This window comes from Devosia sp. Root635 (assembly GCF_001427605.1).
In the GTDB taxonomy this organism is placed as follows: Bacteria; Pseudomonadota; Alphaproteobacteria; order Rhizobiales; family Devosiaceae; genus Devosia.
On the sequence record NZ_LMGZ01000024.1, the window covers coordinates 114,140 to 133,471 of the forward strand.

Annotated in this window: 16 protein-coding genes; 8 read left to right on the forward strand and 8 right to left on the reverse strand. The window is 63.8% G+C overall.

Going from position 1 to position 19,332, the window contains the following annotated elements; translation table 11 throughout:
- The first annotated feature begins 54 nt into the window (after positions 1-54).
- The 8 genes from ASD80_RS18185 (at position 55) to ASD80_RS18220 (ending at position 13,584) form a co-directional block, all read left to right on the forward strand.
- Entirely contained in the window at positions 55-1,917 is a 1,863-nt protein-coding gene (locus ASD80_RS18185; protein ID WP_056236290.1) for a monovalent cation:proton antiporter-2 (CPA2) family protein, read from the forward strand.
- Between the two features lie 98 nt (positions 1,918-2,015).
- Complete coding sequence (locus tag ASD80_RS18190; protein ID WP_056236173.1) at positions 2,016-4,493, forward strand: glycogen/starch/alpha-glucan phosphorylase; 2,478 nt, start codon at positions 2,016-2,018, stop codon at positions 4,491-4,493.
- Between the two features lie 43 nt (positions 4,494-4,536).
- Positions 4,537-6,738 (forward strand): 1,4-alpha-glucan branching protein GlgB, encoded by a 2,202-nt coding sequence (glgB, locus tag ASD80_RS18195; protein ID WP_056236174.1) that lies wholly within the window; start codon positions 4,537-4,539, stop codon positions 6,736-6,738.
- Positions 6,739-6,792: 54 nt separating this feature from the next.
- Positions 6,793-8,064 (forward strand): glucose-1-phosphate adenylyltransferase, encoded by a 1,272-nt coding sequence (gene glgC, locus ASD80_RS18200; protein WP_056236177.1) that lies wholly within the window; start codon positions 6,793-6,795, stop codon positions 8,062-8,064.
- Complete coding sequence (gene glgA, locus ASD80_RS18205) at positions 8,064-9,524, forward strand: glycogen synthase GlgA (protein ID WP_056236293.1); 1,461 nt, start codon at positions 8,064-8,066, stop codon at positions 9,522-9,524. The genes glgC and glgA overlap by 1 nt, the downstream gene beginning before the upstream one ends.
- Positions 9,505-11,139: an alpha-D-glucose phosphate-specific phosphoglucomutase gene (locus ASD80_RS18210; RefSeq protein WP_056236180.1), complete on the forward strand. Its 1,635-nt coding sequence runs from the start codon at positions 9,505-9,507 to the stop codon at positions 11,137-11,139. The genes glgA and ASD80_RS18210 overlap by 20 nt, the downstream gene beginning before the upstream one ends.
- A gap of 13 nt (positions 11,140-11,152) precedes the next feature.
- Positions 11,153-13,150, forward strand: a complete 1,998-nt coding sequence (gene glgX / locus ASD80_RS18215; protein ID WP_244489046.1) for a glycogen debranching protein GlgX — start codon at positions 11,153-11,155, stop codon at positions 13,148-13,150.
- 56 nt (positions 13,151-13,206) lie between these two features.
- Positions 13,207-13,584: a VOC family protein gene (locus tag ASD80_RS18220; RefSeq protein ID WP_056236185.1), complete on the forward strand. Its 378-nt coding sequence runs from the start codon at positions 13,207-13,209 to the stop codon at positions 13,582-13,584.
- 92 nt (positions 13,585-13,676) lie between these two features.
- On the opposite strand, the gene ureG is transcribed toward ASD80_RS18220, so the two are convergent.
- The 8 genes from ureG to ureC all read right to left on the reverse strand — a co-directional run bounded on the left by ureG (position 13,677) and on the right by ureC (position 19,233).
- Complete coding sequence (ureG, locus tag ASD80_RS18225; RefSeq protein ID WP_056236188.1) at positions 13,677-14,309, reverse strand: urease accessory protein UreG; 633 nt, start codon at positions 14,307-14,309, stop codon at positions 13,677-13,679.
- The gene (locus ASD80_RS18230; RefSeq protein ID WP_082555424.1) at positions 14,306-14,737 is read right to left on the reverse strand and encodes a DUF3995 domain-containing protein; all 432 of its coding nucleotides are present in this window, start codon (positions 14,735-14,737) and stop codon (positions 14,306-14,308) included. The genes ureG and ASD80_RS18230 overlap by 4 nt, the downstream gene beginning before the upstream one ends.
- The gene (locus tag ASD80_RS18235) at positions 14,734-15,396 is read right to left on the reverse strand and encodes an urease accessory protein UreF (RefSeq protein WP_056236194.1); all 663 of its coding nucleotides are present in this window, start codon (positions 15,394-15,396) and stop codon (positions 14,734-14,736) included. Before ASD80_RS18235 ends, ASD80_RS18230 begins: the two co-directional genes overlap by 4 nt.
- The gene (locus ASD80_RS18240) at positions 15,393-15,857 is read right to left on the reverse strand and encodes an urease accessory protein UreE (protein WP_056236197.1); all 465 of its coding nucleotides are present in this window, start codon (positions 15,855-15,857) and stop codon (positions 15,393-15,395) included. Before ASD80_RS18240 ends, ASD80_RS18235 begins: the two co-directional genes overlap by 4 nt.
- Before the next feature lie 25 nt (positions 15,858-15,882).
- The gene (locus ASD80_RS18245; RefSeq protein ID WP_056236200.1) at positions 15,883-16,470 is read right to left on the reverse strand and encodes a hypothetical protein; all 588 of its coding nucleotides are present in this window, start codon (positions 16,468-16,470) and stop codon (positions 15,883-15,885) included.
- A 60-nt stretch (positions 16,471-16,530) separates the two neighbouring features.
- Complete coding sequence (locus tag ASD80_RS18250; RefSeq protein ID WP_056236203.1) at positions 16,531-16,914, reverse strand: MliC family protein; 384 nt, start codon at positions 16,912-16,914, stop codon at positions 16,531-16,533.
- 75 nt (positions 16,915-16,989) lie between these two features.
- Positions 16,990-17,463 carry a hypothetical protein gene (locus tag ASD80_RS18255; RefSeq protein ID WP_056236207.1) on the reverse strand — a complete coding sequence of 158 codons (474 nt, stop codon included), beginning with the start codon at positions 17,461-17,463 and terminating at the stop codon, positions 16,990-16,992.
- A 60-nt stretch (positions 17,464-17,523) separates the two neighbouring features.
- Positions 17,524-19,233, reverse strand: coding sequence for an urease subunit alpha (gene ureC, locus ASD80_RS18260; RefSeq protein WP_056236209.1), 1,710 nt, complete (start codon positions 19,231-19,233; stop codon positions 17,524-17,526).
- Between the last annotated feature and the right edge of the window lie 99 nt (positions 19,234-19,332).

The window sequence follows — 19,332 nt, forward strand, 5'->3', positions numbered from 1 at the left end:
ACGCGATAGCGCGGGGCAGAAAAACTCCGCTCCTGACCAAGTGTGGAGTCTGCGGTGGCGAGTGAGGTTGTTGGACATGCGGCGGAAGCCGCGGCGCATGGCGTAGACCTCATTCCGGTGGTGGCGCTGCTGGGCGCGGCGGTCATTGCTGTACCATTGTTCAAGCGGATCGGGCTGGGTTCGGTGCTGGGTTACCTGGCGGCAGGGCTGCTGCTGGGGCCATCGGGGATCGGGCTGATCCGCGATCCGGAATCGATATTGACCACGGCCGAACTGGGCGTGGTGATGTTCCTCTTCATCATCGGGCTCGAAATGGAGCCGTCCAAGCTCTGGGCGCTGCGCAAGCAAATCTTCGGGCTGGGCGTTATCCAGGTGGCTGGTTGTGGTGCGCTGCTGACCGGGGTGGGGGTGCTGCTGGGCTTTGCGCCGGTGGTAGCGTTCATCTTTGGTATGGGGTTCGTCATGACCTCGACGGCCATCGTCATGCAAATCCTGGGGGAACGCGGGGAACTGGCGACCGATAGCGGACAGCGCATGGTGTCGATCCTGCTGCTGGAGGACCTGGCCATCGTACCATTGCTGGCCATCGTGGCTATCCTGGCGCCGGGCGGCGGCGGAGAGGTCGACATGGTCACGCGGCTGTTGAGCATCGCGGCGCCGATCGGCGCGGTGCTGCTGCTGATCTTTATCGGCCAGCGCATCATGAACCCGTTCTTTGCGCTGCTGGCCTCCAGCAAGCTACGCGAAGTGATGACGGCGGCCGCGCTGCTGGTGATTTTCGGCGCCGCATTGCTGTTCCAGGCGAGCGGGTTGTCCATGGCCATGGGTGCGTTCCTGGCCGGGGTATTGCTGTCGACCTCGACCTTCCGGCACCAGCTGGAAGCCGATGTCGAGCCGTTCCGCGGCATTCTGCTGGGGCTGTTCTTCCTGGCCGTGGGCATGTCGCTCGATCTCGGCATTGTCGGGGACAACTGGCAGATCATCGCTGTCAGCGTGGTGGCCTATATGGGGGTCAAGGCGGCCGGTATCTACGTCATCGCCCGGCTGCTCAAGGCGAGCCATGCCGTGGCGCTGGAGCGGGCGGTGCTGATGGGGCAGGGCGGCGAGTTTGCCTTCGTGCTCTATACGACGGCGGTTTCGGCGGGGATCATCGACGGGCCAACCAATGCGATCTTCACGGCGACGGTCATCGTCTCGATGGTGCTGACGCCGTTCTTCATCATCGGGCTGCGCTTCGTGATGCCCAAGGCGGCGGAGCAGTCGATGGAGGGCGTGGAGGCGGCCGATGGCCTGTCCGGGCGCATCCTCATCATCGGCTTCGGCCGCTTCGGGCAGATTGCCAGCCAGCCCCTGCTGGCCATGCGGCATTCGGTTTCGATCATCGACAATGACACCGAGATGATACGGGCGGCGGCGCAGATCGGCTTCAAGGTCTATTATGGCGATGGCACACGGCTCGACATTCTGCATGCGGCAGGTGCCAACACCGCCGACCTCATCCTGATCTGCACCGACCGGAAGGAGCAGACGACGCGTATCGCCGAATTGGTGCGCGACGAGTTTCCACTGGTGCGGGTGATGGCGCGGGCCTTCGATCGTGGTCATGCAATCGAATTGGTCACGGCCGGGGTGGAATACCAGGTGCGCGAGACATTCGAGTCGGCGCTTTCATTCGGGGGTGAGGCAATCAGGATGCTGGGTGCCGGCGAGGAGGAGGCGGCGGAAATCGTGGAGGGCGTGCGCGAGCGCGACCGCCAGCGGTTCGAGCTGCAACTGGCGGGCGAGGACTGGCGGGGCTTGGGGCGCCTGCTGCTCAGCAATGCGCAGGAGCAGGCGCGCGAGGGCGGTGTTACCGTGGCAGAAGAAGCGGCAGAAGACGCCGTGGCCAAGAGCACGCAACCGAAACAACCCGTCTGATCCAGGTGTTTTGCGTGGGGGCTTCCGCCTGCACAAATTAAGTGCAAGACTAAAGTCTGACAGAGGGGAATACATCGTCATGAAACCTGGATTGCGATATGCCGCAACAGCCGATCGTTTACGACGCCCCTACGCCGGAGCCCCGTGCCAAGACCGTTGAGGCCATCCAGGCCGAAATTCTCGAAAGACTGATCTATTCGATTGGCAAGGATCCGATTGTCGCGCGGCCACATGACTGGCTGGSGGCGACGATCCTGGCGGTGCGCGACCGGGTGATGGATCGCTGGATGGAGTCGTCGCGCGAGACGTGGCGGACATCGCGCAAGCGGGTCTACTATCTCAGCCTCGAATTCCTGATCGGCCGGCTGATGCGCGATGCGATGAGCAATGTGGGGCTCATGGAGCCGGTGCGCGACGCGCTGAAGAATCTCAATGTCGACCTGGGCGACCTGATCAACCTCGAGCCCGACGCGGCTCTAGGCAATGGCGGGTTGGGACGGCTGGCGGCGTGTTTCCTCGAATCCATGTCGACGGTGAAAATTCCGGCCTATGGCTATGGCATCCGCTATGTGCATGGCCTGTTCCGCCAGGAAATGAGCGAGGGCTGGCAGGTGGAACTGCCCGAGGAATGGCTGGCGCACGGCAATCCGTGGGAATTCGAGCGGCGCGAAAGCGCCTATGAGATCGGCTTTGGCGGGCATGTCGAGAAGGTCACCGATCCCGACGGGAGCGAGCGGCAGGAATGGCGGCCCAATGACCATGTGCTGGCAGTGGCCTATGACACGCCGATCGTGGGCTGGCGCGGGGCGCGGGTGAATACGCTGCGGCTGTGGAGCGCGCAGCCGATCGACCCCATCCTGCTCGACAAGTTCAATTCGGGCGACCATATCGGCGCGCTGGAAGAGAGTTCGCGGGCGGAAGCGATTACCCGCGTGCTCTACCCGGCCGATTCGACGGCGGCCGGGCAGGAATTAAGGCTGCGGCAGGAATTCTTCTTCTCCTCGGCTTCGCTGCAGGACATCGTGCGGCGACATCTGCAGCAATATGGTGACCTGGGCTCGCTGCCCGACAAGGTGGCGATCCAGCTCAACGACACCCATCCGGCAATTTCCATAGCCGAACTGATGCGCATCCTGGTGGATGACAACGGCATCAAATGGGCCGATGCCTGGATGCTGACCAAGGGCACGTTCGGCTATACCAACCACACGCTGCTGCCCGAGGCGCTGGAAAGCTGGCCGGTGGCGCTGCTGGAGCGGCTGTTGCCGCGGCATATGCAGATCATCTACCAGATCAATGCCGATGTGCTGGCCGACGCGCGGACCCGCGCCAAGTTCAATGATGCGCAGATCGCCAATGTTTCGCTGATCGACGAAGCGGGCAACCGGCGCGTGCGCATGGGGCAACTGGCCTTTGTGGGCTCGCATTCGATCAATGGGGTCTCGGCGCTGCATACCGAACTGATGAAGCAGACGGTGTTTTCGGACCTGCACAAGCTCTATCCCGAGCGCATCAACAACAAGACCAACGGAATTACGCCACGGCGCTGGCTGATGCAGTGCAATCCCGAACTGACCAAGCTGATCAGCGATCGGATCGGGCCGGAATTCCTCGACAATATCGATCTGTTGCGGGGGCTCGACGCGCATGCGGACGATCCCGGATTCCAGGGGCAGTTCGCTGCGGTGAAGCAGGCCAACAAGCAGAAGCTGGCGCGGCTGATCAAGGATCGGCTGGGCATCGTGGTTTCGCCCGACGCCATGTTCGACGTGCAGATCAAGCGCATCCACGAATATAAGCGACAGTTGCTCAACATCATCCAGGCGGTGGCGCTGTATGACGATATCCGCACCCACCCGGAACGGGACTGGGTGCCGCGCGTCAAGATTTTCGCCGGCAAGGCAGCGCCGGGCTACTGGAATGCCAAGCTCATCATCAAGCTGATCAACGATGTGGCCAAGGTCATCAACAATGACCCGGCTGTGCGCGGCCTGCTCAAGGTGGTGTTCCTGCCGAACTACAATGTCAGCCTGGCCGAAGTAATCGTCCCCGCCGCAGATCTGTCCGAGCAAATCTCGACGGCCGGGATGGAGGCCTCGGGCACCGGCAACATGAAGTTCATGGCCAATGGCGCCATCACCATCGGCACGATGGACGGTGCCAATGTCGAGATGCACAAGGAAGTGGGGCCGGACAACATCGTCATCTTTGGGCTGACCACCCAAGAGGTGAACGACAAGCGCGCCAAGGGCGACGTGCCGCGCGGCGCGATTGATGCTTCGCCCCGGCTCAAGGAGGCGCTGGAATCGATCGCGTCGGGCGTGTTTTCGCCGGACGACCCGCACCGCTATCGCGACCTGATCGGCGGGCTCTATGACCATGACTGGTTCATGGTGGCGCGGGACTTCGATGCCTATGCCGAGGCGCAGGCGGAAGTGAATGCGATGTGGCGGGACAAGAGGCGCTGGAACGCCATGGCGATCCGCAACACTGCCCATGTCGGCTTCTTCTCGTCAGACCGGACGATAAGGCAATATGCCCAGGATATCTGGGACGTGCCGGTGGCGCAGGCATGATGGTGGACAGCGGGCGGCAAGCGGCGAACGAGACCGGGGGAGCGTGCCTGTGAGCAAAGAAGACTGGCAAGCCGATGCGCGGGAAGTGGAGGCGATCATCAGCGGGCGCCACCCCAATCCCTTTGCATTCCTGGGCCTGCATGAGGTTGGCGGGCAATGGGTGCTGCGGGCCTTCATCCCGCATGCGGAACTGGTATCGGCCTATGCGCTGGATGGGGTGGCGCTCGGCCACCTGATCCCGCGCCATGCCGCCGGCTTCTTCGAGGGCAAGATCGCCATCGGCAAGCGCCAGCCCATCCGCTATCGCGCCAAGAATGCCGGCGGGGAATGGGATGTGTACGACCCCTACTGCTTCGGGCCGGTGCTGGGGCCGATGGACGACTACTATATCGGCGAGGGCAACCACCTGCGGCTGTTCGACAAGCTCGGCGCCCACGAGATGGAATTCGAGGGCATCCACGGCACCCATTTTGCGGTGTGGGCGCCCAATGCGCAGCGCGTGAGCGTGGTCGGGCCGTTCAACGAATGGGACGGGCGGCGCAACCCGATGCGCAATCGCCTGGAGACCGGCATCTGGGAAGTGTTCATCCCGGTGCTGGGGACGGGGACGCTGTACAAATACGAAATCGTCGGGCCCGATGGGGTGGTGCAGCCGCTCAAGGCCGATCCGTTCGCCCGGCAATCCGAACTGCGGCCGCGCACGGCCTCGATCGTGCCCGACCCGACCGAATTCACCTGGACCGACGGCAAATATGTCGAGGAGCGCGCCACGCGCGACTGGCGGCGCACGCCGATCTCGATCTACGAGGTGCATCTGGGGAGCTGGCGGCGGCGGCCGGATGGCGGCTTCCTGACCTATGACCAGCTTGCCGAGCAGTTGGTGCCCTATGCGGCGGACATGGGTTATACCCATATCGAGCTATTGCCGATCAGCGAGCATCCGTTCGACCCGAGCTGGGGCTACCAGCCGACGGGCATGTATGCGCCGACCTCCCGGCATGGCGATCCGGCGGCGTTTGCCCGTTTCGTCAACGCGGCGCATGAGGCGGGGCTGGGGATTATCCTCGACTGGGTTCCGGCGCATTTCCCGACCGACGCGCATGGCCTGGCCAATTTCGACGGCACGGCACTCTATGAACATGCCGATCCGCGGCAGGGCTACCACCCTGACTGGAACACGGCGATCTACAATTTCGGCCGGCGCGAGGTGGTGAGCTTCCTCGTCAACAATGCGCTCTACTGGCTGGAGAAATTCCATATCGACGGGCTGCGCGTGGATGCGGTGGCCTCGATGCTCTATCTCGATTACTCGCGCCAGCAGGGGCAGTGGGTGCCCAACAAATTCGGCGGCAACCAGAATCTCGAGGCGGTGGAGTTCCTGCGCAGGGTGAATTCGGAAGCCTATCGGCTGCACCCTGGCACGTTCATGATCGCCGAGGAATCCACATCCTGGCCCGGCGTCAGCCATCCGGCCTATACGGGCGGGCTGGGCTTCGGGTTCAAATGGAACATGGGCTTCATGAACGACACGCTGCGTTTCATGAGCCGCGAGCCGGTGCATCGCAAGTTCCACCACAACGACATGACCTTCGCCACGGTCTATGCCTTCAGCGAGAATTTCGTGCTGCCGCTGAGCCACGACGAGGTGGTGCATGGCAAAGGCTCGCTGCTGGAAAAGATGCCGGGCGACGACTGGCAGCAGTTTGCCAACCTGCGCGCCTACTACGCGTTCATGTGGGGCTTCCCGGGCAAGAAGCTGCTGTTCATGGGCCAGGAATTCGCGCAGCGCGATGAATGGGCCGAGGGCAAGTCGCTCGACTGGTACCTGCTCGATGCGGGCATGCATGAGGGTGTGCGGCGGCTGATCGCCGACCTCAACCTGGCCTATAGGCAATTGCCGGCCTTGCACGAGCGCGACTGCGAGCCGGACGGATTTGAATGGGTGATCGGCAACGATCACGCCAATTCGGTGTTTGCCTGGCTGCGCAAGGCGCCGGGGAGCGATCCGATCCTGGTGGTATCCAATTTCACGCCGGTTCCGCGCAGCGGCTACAAAATCCCTATGCCGCTGGCCGGCAAATGGGTGGAACGCATCAATACGGATGCGGGGTGGTATTCCGGATCCAATACCGGAAACCAGGGCGCGGTCGACGCCTATGCCGTCGAGGGCAGGCACTGGCCGGCGGAAGCGGAGGTCTATCTGCCGCCGCTCTCGACGCTGTACCTGAAATACGAGCCGGCGTGACCGGATGGAGTGAGATACGTCCCGGAAAACGGGCAGTAGTGGAGGGTTAGAAGAATGGCAGACTACAGAGTACCATCGCCGCTGGCCCGCGAGGCCATGGCCTATGTGCTGGCGGGAGGACGCGGCACGCGCCTGATGGAACTGACCGACCGACGCGCCAAGCCCGCCGTCTATTTCGGCGGCAAATCCCGCATCATCGACTTCGCGCTCTCCAATGCGATCAATTCGGGCATCAGGCGTATTTCGGTGGCGACGCAATACCAGGCGCACAGCCTGATCCGCCACTTGTCGCGCGGATGGAATTTCCTGCGGCCCGAGCGCAACGAAAGCTTCGACGTGCTGCCGGCCAGCCAGCGGGTGGCCGAGGACATGTGGTATGCCGGCACGGCCGACGCGGTGTACCAGAACATGGACATTATCGAGGATTACGGCGCGCGCTATATCGTCATCCTGGCGGGCGACCACATCTACAAGATGGACTATGAAATCATGCTGCGGCAGCACGTCGATACGGGCGCCGACGTGACCATCGGGTGCCTCGAGGTGCCGCGCATGGAGGCCGTTGGCTTTGGCGTGATGCATGTCGATGGGCGCGACCGGGTGATCGACTTCGTCGAGAAGCCCAAGGACCCGCCGGCCATTCCGGACAAGCCGGACACGGCTTTGGCGTCGATGGGCATCTATGTGTTCGAGACGCGGTTCCTGATGGAGCAGTTGCGCCGCGACGCGGCGACGGAGGGCTCCAGCCGCGACTTCGGCAAGGACATCATCCCCTATATCGTCAAGAACGGCACGGCCTGGGCGCATCGCTTCACGCGAAGCTGCGTGCGCTCGTCCAAGGAAGACGTGGCCTATTGGCGCGACGTGGGCACGATCGACGCCTATTGGAAGGCCTCGATCGACCTGACCGACATCGAGCCGCAGCTCGATCTCTATGACCGCGACTGGCCGATCTGGACCTATGCGGAAATCACCCCGCCGGCCAAGTTCGTGCACGATTTCGACGGGCGGCGCGGCTCGGCGGTCAATTCGCTGGTTTCGGGCGACTGCATCATCTCGGGTGGGCACCTGCAGCGGACTCTGCTCTCGACCGGCTCGCGCGTGCATTCCTATTCGGTACTCGATGAGGCGGTGGTGCTGCCCTATTGCGATATCGGGCGGAATGCACGGCTCAAGAAGGTGGTGATCGACCGCGGCGTCAACATCCCGGAAGGGCTGGTGGTGGGCGAGGATCCCGAATTCGACGCCAAGTGGTTCCGGCGGACCGATGACGGGGTGACGCTGATCACCCAGGCGATGATCAACAAATATCTGGCGGGCCGATGATCGAAGTTCTCTCGGTTGCATCCGAGGTCTATCCGCTGATCAAGACCGGGGGGCTCGCCGATGTGGCGGGCGCCCTGCCGGGGGCGCTCGGCAGCCGTGGCGTCACCATGCGGACGCTGGTGCCGGGCTATCCGGCGGTGATGAGCAAGCTCGGCGGCGGGCGCGTGGTGCGGGAGCTGGACGATCTGTTCGGCGTGCCGGCCAGGCTGATCGCGGCGCGGGTGGAAGGGCTCGATGTCATCGTCATCGATGCGCCTGCTCTCTATGACCGGCCGGGCAATCCCTATGTGAGCCCGGATGGCTGGGACTGGCCGGATAACTGGAAGCGCTTTGCGGCCCTGGGCTGGGTGGCGGCCGAACTGGCCAATGGGCTAGTGGAAGGCTATCGCCCGCAACTGCTGCATTGCCATGACTGGCAGGCGGGCCTGGCGCCAGCCTATATCAAGTTCGGGCCGACCAGCGACGTGAAGACGGTGATGACCATCCACAACATCGCCTTCAAGGGGTTTTTCGGCGCGGAAATCTTCAGCCAGTTGCGGCTGCCACCGCATGCTTTCGAGATGGGTGGCGTCGAGTTCTATGGCGGCATTTCCTATCTCAAATCGGGCATGGAATGTGCCGACTACGTCACCACTGTCAGCCCCAATTATGCCGACGAAATCCGTACTCCGGAATTCGGCATGGGGCTGGAAGGGCTGCTGAACGGACGGGCCGAAACGGTGGTGGGGATTCTCAACGGCATCGACGTGGATGCCTGGAACCCGGCGACCGACCTGGCGCTGGCGCAGACCTATTCGGCCAATACCATCCAGGCGCGGCAGGCCAACAAGCTGGCCGTGGTGGAGAAATTCGGGCTCGACGGCGCCGATGGGCCGCTGTTCTGCGTGATCAGCCGGCTGACCGACCAGAAGGGCATGGACCTGCTGCTTCAGGCGGTGGACGGGCTGGTCGACCTCGGCGCACGGCTGGCGGTGCTGGGATCGGGCGAGGCGGCGCTGGAGGATGGATTCCGCAGCGCCTGGGCCCGGCATCCGGGCAAGGTGAGCATCATTACCGGCTACAATGAACAGTTGAGCCACCTGATGCAGGGCGGTTGCGACGCCATTGTCATCCCATCGCGGTTCGAGCCCTGCGGGCTGACCCAGCTCTATGGGTTGCGCTATGGCTGCGTGCCGGTGGTGAGCCGTATCGGCGGGCTGGCCGACACGGTCATCGACGCCAATCCGGCGGCGCTGGCGGCCGAGGTGGCGACGGGCGTGGTGTTCGATGCGGGGAGCGCCCATGCGCTCTACGAGGCGGTTCGCAGGACCGTGCGGCTCTACCACGATGACAAAGTGTGGAAGAAAATGCAGCGGCGGGGGATGAAATCGGACGTGTCCTGGGACACCAGCGCCGCCCGCTATGCCGCGCTCTATGCCAACATTACCGGGCTGATGACCAATGACGATCCAGACCATTAAGACCACGCCCTATGGCGACCAGAAACCGGGCACGTCGGGGCTGCGCAAGCGGGTGACGGTGTTCTCGCAGCCCAATTATGTCGAGAACTTCGTGCAGTCGATTTTCGACAGCCTGGAAGATTTCGCCGGCAAGACGCTGGTCATTGGCGGGGATGGGCGGTTCTACAATGACGTGGCCATCCAGAAGGCCATCCGCATCGCTGCCGCCAATGGTTTCGGCAAGGTGATGGTGGGGCAAAACGGGATTCTATCGACGCCGGCCGCGAGCAATATCATCCGGCACTACAAGGCGCTTGGCGGGCTGGTGCTGTCGGCCAGCCATAATCCGGGCGGGCCGGAAGGCGATTTCGGCATCAAGTACAATATCGGCAATGGGGGACCGGCGCCGGAGAAGATCACCGAGGCTGTCTATGCCCGGAGCAAGGTGATCGACAGCTACAAGACGGTGGATGCGCCGGATGTGGCGCTGGGGGAGATCGGGACGCAGACGGTGGGCGACATGGTGGTCGAGGTGATCGACCCGGTGGCCGACTATGCGGCATTGATGGAGACGCTGTTCGATTTCGGGGCGATCAGGGGGCTGTTCGCCGGCGGTTTCCGCATGACGTTCGATGCCATGTCGGCGGTGACCGGGCCTTATGCCCATGAAATCCTTGAGAAAATTCTTGGTGCGCCCAAGGGGACGGTGGTCAATGGCACGCCGTCGCCATCGTTCAATGACGGGCATCCCGATCCGAACCTGGTCTATTGCAAGGACATGTATGACCTGCTGATGACCTCCGATGGCCCCGATTTCGGGGCGGCGTCGGATGGCGACGGGGACCGCAACCTGATCATCGGCAAGAACCGGTTCGTAACACCGTCGGATTCGCTGGCGTTGCTGGCGGCCAATGCGCATCTGGCGCCCGGCTACAAAGCGGGCATTGCGGGGATTGCGCGGTCGATGCCCACCAGCGCGGCGGCGGACCGGGTGGCCGAGAAGCTTGGCGTGGAAATGCATGAAACGCCAACGGGTTGGAAGTTTTTCGGCAATCTGCTCGATGCTGGACGGGTGACGATCTGCGGCGAGGAAAGTGCCGGGACGGGCAGCAACCATGTGCGCGAGAAGGACGGGCTGTGGGCCGTGCTGCTGTGGCTCAACATTATCGCGGTGCGCAAGCAGAGCGTGGACGAGATCGTGCGCGAGCACTGGGCGACCTATGGGCGCAACTATTATACACGGCACGACTATGAAGAGGTCGATGCGGCGATTGCCGGCAAGCTTGTCGATGACTTGCGGGGAGAATTGCCCAGGCTTGCCGGCAGAATTCTTGCGGAAGACCTGCAGGTCGCCTATGCCGACGACTTTACCTATCACGATCCGGTCGACGGCTCGACCAGCGCCAGGCAGGGGATCAGGATCGGCTTCACCGATGGCTCGCGTATCGTTGTCCGGTTGAGCGGAACCGGCACGGTCGGCGCCACGTTGCGGCTCTATCTGGAGCGCTACGAGGCCGCCGATGGACGACATGATCTTGAAACCCAAACCGCCCTTGAACCCCTTATCGGGCTGGTCGACCAGCTCACCGGGATCAAGCAGCGGACCGGGCGGCAAGAACCCAGCGTCATCACCTAGCATCGGAAGACAAATGAAACCCATGCTGGTCCCCAATGGGGGCAGTATCACGCATCTTGGCGCCACGGTGACCGAGGCGGGTGTGAATTTCGCCGTTTACTCGGAAAGCGCCACCAAGATCTGGGTGTCGATCTATGACGAGCAGGACCAGGAAACGGGCCGGTTCGAGCTGGATGTCCACCAGGACCATATCCGCGCCGGGCTGATTTCGGGCCTGGGTGCCGGCACGCGCTATGGGTTGCGGGCCGACGGGCCTTATGATCCGGACCAGGGCTATTTCTTCGATCCGATGAAGCTGCTGGTCGATCCCTATGCCAAACGCCTCGACCGGGTGTTCGTGCGTTCGCCGCGGCTGCGGCTGGATCGGGCCGAGGCGGTGGATACGGCGCCGCTGATCCCCAAGGCCATCGTGGGGGATATGGGCAACGAGAACATCCTGCCGCGCAAGAAGGCGCCGGGGCTGTTCTACGAAATGAATGTGCGCGGCTATACGATGCGCCATCCCAGCGTGCAGGGGCCGCTGCGCGGCACCATCGCGGGCCTGACGACGCAGCGGGTGATCGACCACCTGAAATATATCGGGGTCGATACGCTGCAACTGATGCCGACGGCGGCCTGGATCGACGAGGGGCACCTGCCGGTGCTGGGGCTGACCAATGCCTGGGGCTACAACCCGGTGGCCTATTCGGCCATCGATCCACGGCTGGCGCCGCGTGGGCCGCAGGAATTGCGCAACATGACCGATCTCTACCGCAAGAACGGTATCTCGGTGATCCTCGACGTGGTCTACAACCATACCGGCGAGAGCGACGCCAATGGGCCGATGCTGAGCCTGATGGGGCTCGATGCCAAGACCTATTACCGCTTCGTCGAGGTCGACGGCAAGCAGCACCTGGTCAACGATACCGGTACCGGCAATACGCTGCGCTGCGACCATCCCGCCACCCAGCGACTGGTGATCGACTCGCTGCGCTACTGGGTCGAGGAGATGGGCGTTTCAGGGTTCCGTTTCGACCTGGCGACGGTGCTGGGGCGCGATCCGGGGTTCAATCCCAATGCGGTCATGCTGGAAAAGATCAAGGCCGACCCGGTGCTGAGCAAGTGCATTCTGGTCGCCGAGCCCTGGGATCCGGGCCCGGGCGGCTATGCACTGGGGCAGTTCGGCAAGGAATTCAAGGAGCACAACGACACTTATCGCGACGAGGTGCGTGAATTCTGGCGCGGCGAGGACGGCAAGATCGGCGCGCTGGCGGGCAAGGTGGCCGGTTCGGCCGAAATCTTCGACTTCGCCGGGCGCAAGCCGAGTGCCGGGGTGAACCTGCTGGCGGTGCATGACGGGTTCACGCTGCGCGACCTGGTCAGCTATCACGACAAGCATAACGAGGCGAATGGCGAGGGCAACCGCGACGGGCACAATCACAATGCCTCGTGGAATTGCGGCGCCGAGGGGGAAACGGACGATCCCGCCATCAACGCGGCGCGCAAGCGCGACGTACGGGCGCTGCTGGCGACATTGTTCCTGTCGCGCGGTGTGCCGCTGCTGCAGCAGGGCGACGAGATGTTCCGCACCCAGCAGGGCAACAACAATGCCTATGCGCAGGACAATGACATTACCTGGCTGGACTGGGAAAATGGCGATGGCGACCTGGTGGATTTCGTCGCCGCGATCCACAAATTCCGCAAGGAGCATGTGGCGCTGACGCATGACCATTTCCTCTCCGGGCAGGAGAAGAACGGCGTTCGAGACGTCACCTGGCTGCATCCGGACGGCCGCGAAATGACCGAGGGCGACTGGGGCTATTCCGGCGCTTCGGTGCTGGGCATGTACCTGACGCATAGGGATGACGAGGTGCTGGTGTGGTTTAACCGGCGCACCGAGCCGGTGGTGGCGCGGCTGCCGGAGGGCGAATGGCAGGTGGGAATACTCTCGGACAATACCAGCAGTGTTGTGCTGTCGGAGGGTACGGCGACGCTGACATCGCGGTCGGTAGTGGCGCTGGTGCGCCACTGACAGCTTCTGGCAGCAGGCCGGGCTAGCAAGGGTCTTCCATAGTGGAGACCCGAAATATGCAGTTTGCCTCTGTCCGCCTGGTTACCAAGCAGCTCGATGCCTTGGTCGATTTCTATTCGGCGCTGACGGGCGCCCAAGCCAATCGGCCTGCGCCGCCCTTTGCCGAATTTCGCCTGACTGGAGCAACGCTGGCCATTTCCGATGAATCGGTCATCGCCCAGTTCAACGCCGGCGCCGCTGTGGCTGGCGCCAATCGGTCGGCGCTGATCGAGTTTCAGGTGGACGATGTATCCGCCGTGGCGCAGCGCCTGCCGGAGGGAACGCGGGTGGTGATGCCGCCGACCACGATGCCCTGGCGTAACCTGTCCATGCTGATCCATGACCCGGACGGCAATGTGATCAATATCTTCTCGCGGCCGGCAAGCCTGCAATAGACCGCGTGCCTACTGGGTGAGGTGGGGAAGGCCCCCTCACCCGGCCTGCGGCCGACCTCTCCCCCAAAGGGAGAGGTGAGGCTGCGCCTCGGTTATTCCGCCGCCTGCGTATCCACGAAACCGCCGGCGCGTTCGATATAGGCAATGATCTTGTCGAGGCTTTCGCGGCGGAGCAGGTCGGTGAAGATGTAGGGCCGGCCCTCGCGCACCTTCTGCGTGTCGCTTTCCATCACGTCGAGGCTGGCGCCGACATAGGGGGCCAGGTCGGTATGGGTGATGACCAGCAGGTCCGATCTCGATATGGCGGGGCCGCCCTTGCGGGGGATTTTTTCGCCCTGGGCGACGGAGATGACATAGATGGTCAGGTCGGCCAGATCGGGCGAGAAGGTGGCAGCGAGATTGTCGCCGCCGCTTTCGATCAGGATGATGTCGAGATCGGGGAATTTGCGGTTGAGATCGTCGATGGCAGCGAGATTGAGCGAGGCGTCCTCGCGAATGGCCGTGTGGGGGCAGCCGCCGGTTTCGACGCCGACGATGCGGTCTTCGGCAATGGCCTGAGCGCGGGCGAGGATCAGGGCGTCCTCGCGGGTATAGATGTCGTTGGTGACGACGGCCATGGAATAGCGGTCGCGCATGGCCTTGAGCAGCATTTCGCAGAGAGTCGTCTTGCCGGAGCCGACGGGGCCGCCAATGCCGATCCTCAAAGGTCCATTCATGGAATTCATAGCAGCCTCAGGATGACAAGGGCGAGGAAGCCGGCGCCCAGAAACAGGCAGAGCGGGGAATAGACGCGGGCGTCGTTGAGCCGGAAATTGGGCTCGGGGGTTTTTTCGGCCCACCAGGGCGTGTAGCCGATGATGCCGCGGGCGAGGAATATGGCGGCGAGGGGCAGGCCTAGCAGGCTCAGGGGCAGGCCGCCGCTGTCGTGATCGGCCAGCGCCAGGGCGATGATGCCGGCGGCCAGCGTTGCCACGGCGACGGCGAAGGAGGCCAGGCGCGGCGGCATGCGCTCGATATCCTTGAAGCCGACCACCGTCTGGGCCAGCAGCTTTTCGCCGCGGATAGGCCAGGTGCGGCCGATGGACCAGAGGAAATGCGCCGTGGCCACGGCGAGCAGGGCGATGAACATGAAGGCGGCGATGAGCATGCTCATGAGCGGAAGATTCTCGTGCTGAGGGTTTCGTGGGCCATCTGGGCAATATCGGCCGCGTAGGCCACGCCGCCAATATCGTCCAGTGCGGCATGCTGGCACAGCGCGGCCGCAGAGGCTATGGCCGGCTCCAGCGCGGCGATGATGGCCAGGCCATCGGACTGGCCGATGGGCACGAGGCGCACGGCGACCGAGACCTGGCCGTGGATGGCCGACGTGACATAGGCCAGCAGCGCCGCATCGAGCGCGATGGCATGGCCGGCGGCGATGGCGCCGACGGCAATGGGGTAGGGGCAGGGCTGGGGCAGGTTGGCGAGGACCGGAGTCGGCCAGGCACGGGCGGCGGCGGCAAAGGCCGATCCGGTGATGGTGGTTTCGTCATGGCGTTCGCGGGCGGGAGTCAGGGCCAGGCATAGGTCGGCGAGGTCGCGCAGGGTGGCGGGATCGTTGGCGGCAGCGTGGGCGTGGGCGAAGAGGATGGCGTCGGTGCGCAGGCCACCGTGATGCAGCATGCCCTCGATCCAGGCCTGTGTCGTAGTGCGGTCATGCACCGCGCCTGATGCGATGGCGGTTTCGAGACCGGCGGACCAGGCGAAGGCGCCGACGGGAAAGGCAGGGGACAGCCAGGTCAGCAGCTTTTGCAGGTCGCGGTTTTCGGTCATCGCGCCAGCAAAGCGTGGTTGGCATCGCCATGGCTGTGATAGGCGCCGTGTTCGGCGAAGAACGGCTCGGTGACATTGCTCACCGTGGCGCCGAGGCCTTCGAGCATGGCCCTGAGGACGTGGTCGCGCTTGATGAGGATGCGGCTTTCTTCGAGCTGGGCCGAGGTGTGGCGGTTGCCGATGTGCCAGGCGAGGCGGACGAGGTGGGCGGTGTCGCGGGCGCGGATTTCGTAGAGCAGTTCGTCGGCGGCGATGATGCCGGCGAGGCGCCCGTCTTCCAGCTCCAGGGCGCTGCCATGGTCCAGCGTCACGGTCTGGGGGAAATCCACCAGCACCTCCTCGCCATGGCTGAGGCGCAGCAGCTTGCGGCGCAGGCGGCGCTCGGTGTGTTCAAGGGTGACGGTATCGAAGGGGAGGCCGCGGCCATGGCCGGGCGGCAGCAGGGAGACGACGCGAAGCATGGGGCTCAGGATGGCTGGGGTCCGATCAGGTCACCGTATAGAAAAACCGGCCGATCCAATAGGCCTGATAGGCCAGATGCAGCAGTACGGCGGCCAGGTGGACGCGGCGGTCAGCCCAGCGGATGGCTATGGCGCAGAGGATGAGACCGAGGGGCACCTGGATGAAATAGTCTGCCCCGAAGCGCTCCCAATAGGCCTCGCCCTTGATCAGCGTATCGATGGTGTCGAGCAGGAAAGTCGCGCCGAAAAGCCCGAAGAACCAGACACGGCGCTTGAGGAAGAAATCCTCGTAGCCGTCGTATTCGGCGATGTTGTCGGGCGACAGCAAAGCGGCGAGGAGGAACAGGGCCACCGCGTAGAGGACGATGAATAGCGTGATGGCGAAGGTCCAGTGTTCCAGGCGGAACAGGGCGAACTGCCACCACCAGAACAGCACCAGTTCGACCAGGATGGAGGCGATCCACAGCAGGTGAATGGAAGATATGCGGGCGCGATGCGGATGCTGGATCAGGCCGGCGACCGTCATCAGCAGCCTGGTGATGCCCAGGCCGACAATCATGCCCATGACGATGCGGACATGGGGGAAGAGTTCGGCGGGGGACATCTGATCCATGGTCGCTCCAGTGGTCGCGTTTCCGAACCGCAAAACCGCAGCCACGTTTGCTGGAACCGCTCAGGGCGTGTTGTTCACTTCGCTGCAGGCAAGCACGGGCTCGGCATCCTCGCCAAGGGTGGCGTCATAGAGGCTGGCCTCGGCGCCCTTGGACCACCAAATCCACTGGCCCGAGGCATAGCGCACGCCGGAGCCCGAGATGAGGGAGACGAAGATCAGCGGCTCGGGCTGCTCGGCGATGGGCACCAGAGCGAGGAAATTGGGCGCCGCATTGATGTAGGTGACGGTAACCGGTGCCTCGGTCGCGCAGTCATAGACCATGGTGCGGCGTTCGAAATCGGACTGGGCGCCGAGCTGGATCTGTAGGGAGGTTTCCACCGCGTGGGACGCGGTGGGCGCCAGCAGGGCGGTGGCGAGGACGGCGGCAAGAATGGGCTTTGTCATGGGGACCTCCGTTTGGGTTGCGCCATGATGCCGCCGTGGCGCGGCGGAAATTGGGTCGCTGGCCACCAATGCCGATCAGGCCAGGTAGACGATTGCCAGTGCAGCGACGATGGCGATGGCATCTTCGACGAGGGCCGCCGGCATGTCGGCGCGGAAGGTGCGGGCAAGTTCGGTGCGCAGGGTGGCGCCGACCAGCGTGCCCACCACCGCGCCAACGGCGCCGGCGATGGCGCCGATGATGAGGGCAGTGACGGTTTCGCCGGTGGGAACCACTGCGAGCACGGCCCCGGCAAACATGCCGGCCAGGATGCGGACGCCGAACTGCATCGGCACTTTGCGGCTGGGGGTCCGCGCCAACTTGTCATTGACGATCTCGCCGATGGCTATGGCGATGAACAGCCACAGGGCGATGGGTGAAAGCAGGAAGGCGAAGGTGGTGCCTTCGAGATAAATCCAACCCAGCGCGCCGCCGATGGCGAGCGCTGCAATCGGGGTGATAGCCCGCAGGCCGGCAACGACACCGATGAGAATCGCAAGACCGTAGATCATGATGAAGCCCCCTTGACGCAGGGGCAGCCTGCGCCTGCCGAATGCCGCTGTCCAGAGGGGCTAGAACAGGAAATAGCGCTGCGCCATGGGCAGGATGGTGGCGGGTTCGCAGGTGAGCAATTCGCCATCGGCGTGGACTTCGTATGTCTCGGGGTCGACTGATATATCGGGGGTGGCCGCGTTGTGGATCATCGCGTGCTTGCCGATGCCGCCGCGGGTGTTGGTGACGGGCAGCAAATGCTTGGCGACGCCGAGTTTGTCGCGCAGGCCATCATCATAGGCGGCCTGGGAGACGAAGGTGACGGAGGAGGTCGTCACCAGTTTGCCGAACGAGGCGAACATGGGCCGGTAGTGCATCGGCTGGGGCGTAGGTATGGAGGCGTTGGGGTCGCCCATGGGAGCGGCGGCGATGGAGCCGCCGAGCAGCACCATTTCGGGCTTCACGCCGAAAAAGGCGGGCGACCAAAGGACCAGGTCGGCGCGCTTGCCCACTTCCACGGAGCCGATATGCCGGCTCATGCCGTGGGCGATGGCGGGATTGATGGTGTATTTGGCGATATAGCGCTGGACGCGGAAATTGTCGTTGTCGCCGGTTTCCTCGCGCAGCCGGCCGCGCTGGCGTTTCATCTTGTCGGCGGTCTGCCAGCAGCGGATCAGCACTTCCCCGACGCGGCCCATGGCCTGGCTGTCGGACGAGATGACCGAGAGGGCGCCCATATCGTGCAGAATATCCTCGGCGGCGATGGTTTCCTTGCGGATGCGCGACTCGGCAAAGGCGACGTCTTCGGGGATGGACGGGGAGAGGTGGTGGCAGACCATCAGCATGTCGAGATGCTCGGCGATGGTGTTCACGGTGTAGGGGCGCGTCGGATTGGTCGAGGACGGGATGACGTTGGGGAGGCTCGCGACCTTGAGGATATCGGGGGCGTGACCGCCGCCGGCGCCTTCGGTGTGGAAGGCGTGGATGGTGCGGCCCTTGAAGGCGCCGATGGTGTCCTCGACGAAGCCGCTCTCATTGAGAGTGTCGGTATGGATCATCACCTGCACGTCGTAGTCGTCGGCGACGGCGAGGCAATTGTCGATGGCGGCGGGCGTGGTGCCCCAGTCTTCGTGCAGCTTGAGGCAGGAGGCGCCGGCCAGGATCATTTCGGCCAGCGGGGCGGGGCGGGAGGCATTGCCCTTGCCGGCCAGCGCCAGGTTCATGGGGAAGGCATCGAAACTCTCGATCATGCGCTGGATGTGCCAGGCGCCGGTGCAGGTGGTGGCCAGCGTGCCATGGGCCGGGCCGGTGCCGCCGCCGAGCATGGTGGTGACGCCGCTCATCAGCGCTTCCTCGATCTGCTGGGGTGCGATGAAGTGGATATGGGCATCCATGCCACCGGCGGTGAGGATGCGGCCTTCGCCGGCGATGATCTCGGTAGAGGGACCGATGATGATGGTGACGCCGGGCTGGGTATCGGGATTGCCTGCCTTGCCGATGGCATGGATGCGGCCATCCCTGAGGCCGATATCGGCCTTGTAGATGCCGGTGTGGTCGACCACGAGCGCATTGGTGATGACGGTATCGACGGCGCCTTCGGCGCGGGTGCGCTGGGATTGGCCCATGCCGTCGCGGATCACCTTGCCGCCACCGAACTTCACCTCTTCGCCATAGGTGGTGAAATCCTTCTCGACCTCGATGAACAACTCGGTATCGGCCAGCCGCACGCGGTCGCCGGTGGTGGGGCCATACATGTCGGCATAAGTGGCGCGGGAGATGCTGGCGGGCATGGATAATCCGGGAACTGGGGGCGTGTCGGCCCAACTCTGTCCCCGTTAAGTTGCTCGTGCAAGGAAAAGCGATGCAGGAAGCATCGTCTTGCTACTCCT